Annotated in this window: 5 protein-coding genes; 2 read left to right on the top strand and 3 right to left on the bottom strand. The window is 73.1% G+C overall.

Annotated elements, in window-relative coordinates; translation table 11 throughout:
* Positions 1–232: 232 nt before the first annotated feature.
* Genes QZX64_RS06745 through QZX64_RS06755 form a run of 3 tightly spaced genes read right to left on the bottom strand, consistent with a single transcriptional unit; the run spans position 233 to position 6,673 of the window.
* Positions 233–3,229 carry a bifunctional [glutamine synthetase] adenylyltransferase/[glutamine synthetase]-adenylyl-L-tyrosine phosphorylase gene (locus QZX64_RS06745; RefSeq protein WP_295657851.1) on the bottom strand — a complete coding sequence of 999 codons (2,997 nt, stop codon included), beginning with the start codon at positions 3,227–3,229 and terminating at the stop codon, positions 233–235.
* A gap of 5 nt (positions 3,230–3,234) precedes the next feature.
* Positions 3,235–4,575, bottom strand: a complete 1,341-nt coding sequence (locus QZX64_RS06750; protein WP_295657853.1) for a glutamine synthetase family protein — start codon at positions 4,573–4,575, stop codon at positions 3,235–3,237.
* Positions 4,576–4,618: 43 nt separating this feature from the next.
* Positions 4,619–6,673, bottom strand: a complete 2,055-nt coding sequence (locus QZX64_RS06755) for an NAD(+) synthase (RefSeq protein ID WP_295657856.1) — start codon at positions 6,671–6,673, stop codon at positions 4,619–4,621.
* Between the two features lie 125 nt (positions 6,674–6,798).
* On the opposite strand from QZX64_RS06755, the gene panB reads away from it, so the two are divergent.
* Together panB and QZX64_RS06765 are read left to right on the top strand one after the other, a co-directional pair.
* Positions 6,799–7,671 (top strand): 3-methyl-2-oxobutanoate hydroxymethyltransferase, encoded by an 873-nt coding sequence (gene panB, locus QZX64_RS06760; RefSeq protein ID WP_295657857.1) that lies wholly within the window; start codon positions 6,799–6,801, stop codon positions 7,669–7,671.
* 129 nt (positions 7,672–7,800) lie between these two features.
* Positions 7,801–8,059, top strand: a 259-nt coding sequence (locus tag QZX64_RS06765) for a hypothetical protein (protein ID WP_295657859.1), incomplete at its 3' end; no start/stop codon positions are given.

Consider the following 8,059-nt stretch of genomic DNA (forward strand, 5'->3'; position numbering starts at 1 on the left):
ACGGGGAGAACGCGACGGACTAAGTGGACATGGCGCCGCACGTGCCCGACGGCGGCACGTCATGGCGCTGCATGACCAGCCACGGGGCCGGCACATTCGCCGCGCCTGTCGAACGACAGATGCCACCGGCGCGCCGCGACATCGGTGGCCTCATCGCCGCACGCGGCGGCTGCCGGATCCACCGGTCGGCAACCGCCGGCAGGGCACCAAGGCAGGCCGCCCGCCACCCCGGTCAGTCCCAGAACACCCGCTCGACCACCGTGTGCGCGCGCCGGGTGATCCGCAGGTAGTCGTTGACCAGCCGGTCCGACTCTCCGGGCGGGTACCCCAGCACGCTGGCGACGGCCGCCTTCTCCGTGGCGTCGCGCGGCAGCTGGTCGGCAGCCTTGCCGCGGACGAGCGTGACCGCGTTGCGCACCCTGCTGACCGTGCGCCAGGCGTCGGCGAGCACCGCGGCGTCGGCCCGCTCGACCAGGCCCTCCTCCGCGGCCGCGGCGAGGGCACCGAGGGTGCGGGGCGTGCGCAGCGCGGGGACCCGACCGGCGTGCCGCATCTGGAGCAGCTGGACGGTCCACTCCACGTCGGCGAGCCCGCCCCGGCCCAGCTTGAAGTGGGTGTGGGGGTCGGCGCCGCGGGGCAGCCGCTCGTGGTCGACCCGCGCCTTGATGCGGCGGACCTCCCTCACGTCGTCCTGGCTGATCCCCTCCTCGGGGAAGCGCAGCGGGTCGATCAGCTCGGTGAACCGGTCGCGCAGCCCCTGGTCGCCCACGGCGGCGTCGGCACGCAGCAGCGCCTGGGACTCCCACACCTTCGACCACTTGGCGTAGTACGACGCGTACGACTCCAGGGTGCGCACCAGCGGCCCCTGCTTGCCCTCGGGCCGCAGCCCGGCGTCGACCTCGAGGGCGGGGTCCGTGCCGGGGAGCGCCAGCAACCGGCGCAGCTCGTTGGCCACCGCCTGGGCGTACGCCGCGGCGACCTGCGCCTCCGCGCCGGCGACCGGCTCCTGGACGAACATGACGTCGGCGTCGGAGGCGTAGGACAGCTCGAACCCGCCGTAGCGGCCCATGGCCACGACGGCCATGACGCACGGCTGGCTGTCCAGCGAGCGCTGCACCCGCACCGCCTCCATGACCACGGCCAAGGTGGCCTCGAGCGTCGCGTCGGTCAGCCGGGACAGCCCGGCCCCCACCGACTCCACGTCGTTGTCCCCCACCAGCTCGCCGACAGCGATGCGGAACAGCTCGCGTCGCCGGACGGCGCGGATGGCCCGCACGGCCTCCTCGGGACCACCCTGCCGGGAGGCGGTCGCGGTCATCTCGGTGACGAGCGCCTCGGCCGCCAGCGGGGCGAGGTCACCGCCCAGCATCCGCACGCCCTGCGGCTCGCGCACCAGCAGGTCGGTGGCGAAGCGGGACGTGGCCAGGACCCCGGCCAGCCGCTCGGCGACCTCGCCCTCGTCGCGCAGCAGCCGGAGGTACCAGTGGCTGCTGCCCAGCGACTCGCTGATGCGGCGGAACCCGAAGAGGCCGGCGTCGGGGTCCGGTGCGTTCGCGAACCACCCGAGCATGACCGGCAGCAGGGTGCGCTGGATGGCGGCGGTGCGCGAGACGCCGCTGGTCAGCGCCTCCAGGTGGCGCAGCGCCGCCTGGGGGTCGGCGTACCCCAGGGCGGCCATCCGGTGGCCGGCCTGCTCGGCGGTGAGGCGCGCCTCGGGTCCGGGGATGCGCGCGACCGCGGCGAGCAGCGGTCGGTAGAAGAGCTTCTCGTGCAGCCGGCGCACCTCGCGCCGGTGGTGCGCCCACTCGTCGGTGAGCGCCGTCACCGGGTCCTTGTGCTTGCCGAGCGAGCGGCCGAGCCGGCGCAGCGACGCCTCGTCCTCGGGCACGACGTGGGTGCGCCGCAGCGCGAAGAGCTGGATGCGGTGCTCCAGCGAGCGCAGGAACACATATGCCTCGTGCAGCGCCTCCCCGTCCTCGCGGCCGACGTAGCCACCGCGGGTGAGGCTGGCCAGCGCGCTGAGGGTGGTCGACTGGCGCAACGTCTCGTCGCTGCGGCCGTGCACCAGCTGCAGCAGCTGCACCGCGAACTCGACGTCCCGCAGGCCGCCCGCCCCTAGCTTGAGCTGGCGTCCCGCCTCGTGCGCCGGGATCTGGTCGACCACGCGCCGCCGCATCGCCTGCACGTCGGGGACGAACCCGTCGCGGCCGGCGACGCTCCACACCAGCGGCGCCACCAGGGCGACGAGCTCGTGGCCCAGCGCGAGGTCGCCCGCGGCTGGCCGGGCCTTGAGCAGCGCCTGGAACTCCCAGGTCTTGGCCCACCGCTCGTAGTAGCCGCGATGGCTGGCCAGCGTGCGCACCAGCGGGCCGGCCTTGCCCTCGGGCCGCAGCGCGGCGTCGACCGGCCAGATGGTCCCCTCGCCGGTGTGGTCGGAGCACACCTGCATCAGGTGCGAGGCCAGCTGCGTGGCGGCCCGGGTGGCCCGGGCCTCGTCGGCGCCGTCGACCGGCTCGAAGGCGTAGATCACGTCGACGTCGGAGACGTAGTTCAGCTCGTGGCCGCCGCACTTGCCCATCGCCACCACCGCCAGCCGCGCCAGCGCTGCGTCCTCGCCCACCCGGGCGCGCGCCACGGCGAGCGCCGCGTCGAGGGTGCCGCAGGCGAGGTCGGAGAGCTCCGCCGCGGTGTCGTCGAGCCCCTGGTCGTGGGCGAGGTCGCGGGCGGCCAGCCGGAGCAGCACCCGGCGGTACTCCACGCGCAGCGCGTCCACCGCCTCCGCGTCGGGCAGCGCGGACACGGGCTGGGCGTCGTCCGGATCGGCGCCCACCGCGCGCAGCAGCCCGGCGCGGACGGCGTACGCCGGCGGGCGCGAGCACCCCAGGGTCGGGTCGGTCAGCTCGCGCCAGTGGGAGGGGTGGCGCACCAGGTGGTCGGCCAGCGCCGTGCTCGCCCCCAGCACGAGCACCAGCCGCATCGCGGTGCCCTCGTCCTCGGCGAGCTCCCCGAGCATGGCAGCACCCGCACCCGGGTCGGGGCCCCGGTCGAGCGACTCCGCGAGCCGGACCAGCCCGAGCAGCGCCAGGTCGGGGTCGGCGGCGCGGCCGAGGATGGCCAGCACCTCCTCACCCGGACGAGCGAGCCCGGCGAGCTGCTCCAGCGCGCGCTCGGGCTGCTGGAAGCCCAGCCGTGCCAGGCTCCCGCTGGTCGGTCGCTCGTCGGTCGCCACGTCGCCTAGATCACCGGCAGCATGCGGTCGCGCTCGAACGCCGAGACCTGACCGCGGTACTCCTCCCACTCCGCCCGCTTGTTGCGCAGGAAGAAGTCGAAGACGTGCTCCCCCAGCGTCTCGGCGAGCAGCTCGGAGCTCTCGGCGATGGTGATCGCGTCGTACAGGCTCTTGGGCAGCGGCGCGATGCCCAGGCTCGTGCGCTCGCGCTCGGTGAGCGACCAGACGTCGTCCTCGGCCTCGCGCGGCAGCTCGTAGTCCTCCTCGATGCCCTTCATGCCGGCCGCCAGCGTGACCGCGAAGGCCAGGTAGGGGTTGCACGCGGCGTCGATGGAGCGCAGCTCGACGCGGGTCGACTGGCCCTTGTTGGGCTTGTACATCGGGACCCGGATCATCGCGGAGCGGTTGTTGTGCCCCCAGCAGATGTACGACGGCGCCTCGCCGCCGCCGATCAGCCGCTTGTAGGAGTTGACCCACTGGTTGGTGACGCAGCTGATCTCACTGGCGTGGCGCAGGACGCCGGCGATGAACTGGCGACCCGTCCTGGAGAGCTGGTACTCCGCGCCGGCCTCGAAGAACGCGTTGCGGTCGCCCTCGAAGAGGGAGACGTGGGTGTGCATGCCCGAGCCGGGGTGGGTGGTGAACGGCTTGGGCATGAAGCTGGCCCAGATGTCCTGGTTCAGCGCCACCTCGCGGATGACGGTGCGGAAGGTCATCACGTTGTCGGCGGTGGTGAGGGCGTCGGCGTACCGCAGGTCGATCTCCTGCTGGCCGGGGCCGCCCTCGTGGTGGCTGAACTCCACCGAGATGCCCATCGCCTCGAGCATCGTGATGGCCTCGCGCCGGAAGTCCGCGCCCATCGACTGCGCGGTGTGGTCGAAGTAGCCGCTGCGGTCCACCGGCACCGGCTCCGCGCCGGCGCTCGGGGTGTCCTTGAAGAGGTAGAACTCGATCTCGGGGTGGGTGTAGAACGTGAAGCCCTTGTCGGCCGCCCGGCTCAGGATGCGCTTCAGGACGTGCCGCGGGTCGGCGTACGACGGGCTGCCGTCGGGCATCACCACGTCGCAGAACATACGGGCCGTCGAGGGGCCGTCGCCCGTGCGCCAGGGCAGGATCTGGAAGGTCGCGGGATCCGGCTTGGCCAGCATGTCGGCCTCGTAGACCCGGGCGAAGCCCTGGATCGCCGAGCCGTCGAAGCCGATGCCCTCGGCGAACGCACCCTCGAGCTCGGCCGGGGCGACCGCCACGGACTTCAGGAAGCCGAGCACGTCGGTGAACCACAGCCGCACGAACCGGACGTCGCGCTCCTCGAGAGCGCGGAGGACGAAGTCTTCCTGCTTACCCATGGGGCCACTATCGCGCATGCCTCCGGGGCGGGGGTCGCCCGTCTCAGTCGTCCGCCGGGCGGTCGCCGGCCGGGATGTTGTCCATCTCCGCGAGCCACGCGACAGCCGACGCGTCGGAGGGCATCCGCCAGTCCCCGCGCGGGCTCATCGTCCCTCCGGCGCTGACCTTGGGGCCGTTGGGCAGGGCGCTGCGCTTGAACTGGTTGGCGAAGAAGCGCCGCACGAACACCTCGAGCCAGTGCCTGATCGTCGCCAGGTCGTACGCCGGCCGGCCGGCCTCGGGATATCCCGGCGGCCAGTCCCCCGCACCGGCGTCACGCCAGGCGTGCATCGCCAGGAAGGCGATCTTGCTGGGGCGGAACCCCCGGCGGATGACGTGGAAGAGCGTGAAGTCCTGGAGGTTGTAGGGGCCGACGGTGTCCTCGGTGGCCTGTGCCTTGACGCCCTCGGTGTGCGGGACCAGCTCGGGGGTGATCTCCTGCGCGACGATCTCGCGGAGCAGCCCGTTGGTCTCCTCGTCGAACTGTCCCGAGTCGCTGACCCAGCGGATCAGGTGCTGCACCAGCGTCTTCGGGACCCCGGCGTTGACGTTGTAGTGCGACATCTGGTCGCCGACGCCGTAGGTGCACCAGCCCAGCGCCAGCTCGGACAGGTCACCCGTGCCGACGACGATCCCGCCGCGCTGGTTGGCGAGCCGGAAGAGGTAGTCGTAGCGCAGCCCCGCCTGCACGTTCTCGAACGTGACGTCGTAGACCGCCTCACCCCGGGCGAACGGGTGGCCGAGGTCGGTGAGCATCTGCGTCGCCGCCGGGGTGATGTCGAGCTCCTCGAACGTGGTGCCGAGGCTCCGGGCCAGCCGGGTGGCGTACGACTTGGACGTGTCGCCCGTGGCGAAGCCCGGCATGGTGAAGGCGAGGACGTCGCTGCGTGGCCGGCCGAGGCGGTCCATCACCTTGGCGGCGACGATCAGCGCGTGGGTGGAGTCCAGGCCCCCGCTGACGCCGATCACGGCCTTCGGCGACCCGATCGCCCGGATCCGCTGCTCGAGCCCGGAGACCTGGATGTTGTAGGCCTCGTAGCAGTCCAGCGCCAGCCGCTCGGCCTCGTCGGGCACGAACGGGAAGCGGTCGACCTTGCGCCGCAGGCCGATGTCGCCGGTCGGCGGCTCGAGGACGAACGGGACCCGGCGGAAGGGCCGCTCGCCGGCGTAGGTGCGGCGGTTGTCGTCGAAGGTGCCCTGGCGCATCCGCTCCTGGCGGATCCGGTCGAGGTCGACGTCGGCGACCGTGACCGTCGCCTCGTCGGTGAACCGGTCGCCCTCGGCGAGCAGGTTGCCGCACTCGTAGACCATCGTCTGGCCGTCCCAGCTCAGGTCGGTCGTCGACTCACCCTGCCCGGCGGCCGCGAAGAGGTACGCCGTGGTGCACCGCGCGCTCGCGCTGCGCACCAGCTGGCGCCGGTCCTCGGCCCGGGCGACCGTGATCGGGCTGCCGGAGATGTTCGCCACGACGGTCGCGCCCGCCAGCGTCGCCTCGGCGCTGGGCGGGATCGGCACCCACATGTCCTCACAGACCTCCACGAAGAGGGTCAGCCCGGGCACGTCGGTGGCCTCGAAGAGCAGGTCGGGGCCGAGGAGGGTGTCCTGCCCGGCGACCCGGAAGGCGGCGCCGCGCAGGTCGTCGCCCGGGCGGAACCAGCGGCGCTCGTAGAACTCGCGGTAGGTCGGCAGGTACGACTTCGGCGCCACGCCGAGCACGCGCCCGCGGTGCACGACGACCGCGCAGTTCAGCACGCTCCCCCGGTGCACCAGCGGGGCCCCCACGACGATCACGGGAAGCAGGTCGGCGCTGGCCGCGGCGATCTCCGCGATCGCGGCCTGGACGCCGTCGAGCAGCGTGTCCTGCAGGAAGAGGTCCTCCGCGGAGTACCCGCTCAGCCCCAGCTCCGGGAACACCGCGACCGCCACCCCGTCGTCGTGGCACACGCGTGCCTGCTCGACGACGGTCGCCGCGTTGGTGGCCGGGTCGGCCAGCGCGACCGGCACCGTCACCGTCGCGACGCGGGCGAACCCGTGGGCATAGGCGGAGTAGAAGTCCACGATCGCCGAGTCTAGGGCGGCCCGGGCGTGACCCGCGCCACAGCGCCGTGGCGTCCCAGCGGGGCTAGCCTGAACACGGTCCGTGGACCTCATCAGGAGGCTGCGAGATGACGTCAGGAGTTGCGATGAGCGAGCAGCAGCAGTCCGGCGGCGAGGTCGCCGCGCCGTACGGCACCGGGCCCGCGAGGCCGGCCGCCGGACCCGTCAAGCGGGTCCGCACCCACCACCTGCGGCAGATGAAGGAGCGCGGCGAGCGGTTCACGATGCTGACCGCCTACGACATGTACACCGCCGCCGCCTTCGACGAGGCCGGCATCGAGGTGCTGCTCGTGGGCGACAGCGCCTCCAACAACGTCTACGGCAACGAGACGTCCCTGCCCATCACCGTCGACGAGCTCCTGCCCCTGACCCGGGCCGTCGCCCGCTCGGTCACCCGCGCGATGGTGGTGGGCGACCTGCCGTTCGGCAGCTACCAGGCCTCGCCCGAGCAGGGCTACCTCACCGCGGCCCGCTTCATGAAGGAGGCGGGCGCGCACTGCGTGAAGCTCGAGGGCGGTGCCGAGATGACGCCGGTCATCGAGCGGTGCACGCGAGGCGGCATCCCGGTGATGGCCCACATCGGCTTCACCCCGCAGAGCGAGCACACCCTCGGCGGCTACCGGGTGCAGGGCCGCGGCGCCGCGGCGGAGCGGGTCCTCGCCGACGCGCGCGCCGTCCAGGACGCCGGGGCGTTCTCCGTGGTCATGGAGATGGTCCCCGCCGACGTCGCGGCACAGGTCACCAAGGAGCTCGACATCCCGACCATCGGCATCGGCGCCGGGCCCGGCTGCGACGGCCAGGTGCTCGTCTGGCAGGACGCCTTCGGCCTGCGCACCGGGCGGATGGCGACCTTCGTCAAGCAGTACGCCGACGTCCACGGCGTGCTCCTCGACGCGGCCAGGGCGTTCGCCGCGGACGTCCGTGGCGGCACCTTCCCGGGCCCCGAGCACTCGTTCTGAACGAGATCATGCGCGCGAGCGGGGTGGTCATCGCCACGGCCGAGGGAGGCGGTGCGGGCTGTGCTCGCCTCCCACGGCCGTGACAGGGTGAAGGGGACGGCCGTGACGCCCGCCCACGAAGGAGATCCCATGAGCGAGACCCCGAGCACCCCCGCCCAGAAGACCACCGAGCCCGCGCCGACCACCGAGCCCGCGCCGACCGCCACGACCGGCTCCCCGGAGCCCGCCGCACCCGAGGCGCCCGCCACTCCGGCGAAGAAGGCCCCGGCCAAGAAGGCGGCGGCGAAGAAGGCCGCGGCCAAGAAGGCCCCCACGAAGGCCCCGACGACGAAGGCTCCGGCGAAGGACGCATCCACCGAGAGGACTGCGGCCACGAAGGCGCCCGCTC

Source organism: uncultured Nocardioides sp. (assembly GCF_902805925.1).
In the GTDB taxonomy this organism is placed as follows: Bacteria; Actinomycetota; Actinomycetes; order Propionibacteriales; family Nocardioidaceae; genus Nocardioides.